Raw genomic sequence first — 908 nt, forward strand, 5'->3', positions numbered from 1 at the left:
CAACATGAAAGTTAGACCATCTGTTAAACCGATCTGCGATAAATGCCGTGTTATCCGCCGTAAAGGCAGAGTCATGGTCATCTGTGAAAACCCAAAACATAAGCAGAGACAAGGTTAATAAGGAGCAGGAGGAAATAAATGGCTCGTATTGCAGGAGTAGATATTCCGAATAATAAGCGCTCAGTCATCGCGCTGACATACATTTATGGAATTGGAAGACCCACTGCTGAAAAGATTCTTGCAGATACTGGTATCAGTGAAGATATCCGTATCAAGGATCTCAGCGAAGAACAGCTCAACCAGCTGCGTAAAGCTGTAGACCAGTATAAGGTTGAAGGTGACTTACGCAGAGAAGTGCAGCTGAATATTAAACGGCTGATGGAAATCGGATGCTACCGCGGAATCCGTCACCGTAAGGGACTGCCGGTCAGAGGACAGAGAACCAAGACTAACGCAAGAACCCGTAAAGGCAAACCAAAAACAGTTGCCAACAAGAAGAAGTAAGGAGGGAGTAAGACATGCCAAAAAAACAGCAGACTAAAAAACGTCGTGTTAAAAAGAATATTGCCAGAGGTATGGCTCACATCCATTCCACATTTAACAATACAATTGTGACAATTACCGATGAGGCAGGAAACGCCATCAGCTGGTCAAGTGCAGGAGCACTTGGATTCAAGGGAAGCCGTAAGAGCACCCCATATGCAGCCCAGATGGCAGCAGAAGCTGCCGGCAAAGCAGCAGCAGATCATGGAATGAAAACAGTTGCTGTAGAAATCAAGGGAACTGGTCCAGGAAGAGAAGCCGCAGTCAGAGCACTGCAGGTGGCTGGACTTGATATTTCAATGATCAATGACGTGACACCTATTCCGCATAACGGGTGCCGTCCGCCCAAAAGACCCCGCGGATAA

At 46.6% G+C, this 908-nt stretch carries 3 protein-coding genes; all 3 read left to right on the top strand.

Annotation, left to right across the window (positions count from 1 at the left end):
- Positions 1-4 precede the first annotated feature (4 nt).
- Genes rpmJ through rpsK form a run of 3 tightly spaced genes read left to right on the top strand, consistent with a single transcriptional unit; the run spans position 5 to position 908 of the window.
- Positions 5-118, top strand: coding sequence for a 50S ribosomal protein L36 (rpmJ, locus tag BO222_RS11210; RefSeq protein ID WP_075819078.1), 114 nt, complete (start codon positions 5-7; stop codon positions 116-118).
- A 20-nt stretch (positions 119-138) separates the two neighbouring features.
- The gene (rpsM, locus tag BO222_RS11215; protein ID WP_075820863.1) at positions 139-504 is read left to right on the top strand and encodes a 30S ribosomal protein S13; all 366 of its coding nucleotides are present in this window, start codon (positions 139-141) and stop codon (positions 502-504) included.
- A gap of 14 nt (positions 505-518) precedes the next feature.
- The gene (gene rpsK / locus BO222_RS11220) at positions 519-908 is read left to right on the top strand and encodes a 30S ribosomal protein S11 (RefSeq protein WP_075820864.1); all 390 of its coding nucleotides are present in this window, start codon (positions 519-521) and stop codon (positions 906-908) included.

The organism is Ileibacterium valens, from assembly GCF_001945525.1.
Taxonomy (GTDB): Bacteria; Bacillota_I; Bacilli_A; order Erysipelotrichales; family Erysipelotrichaceae; genus Ileibacterium; species Ileibacterium valens.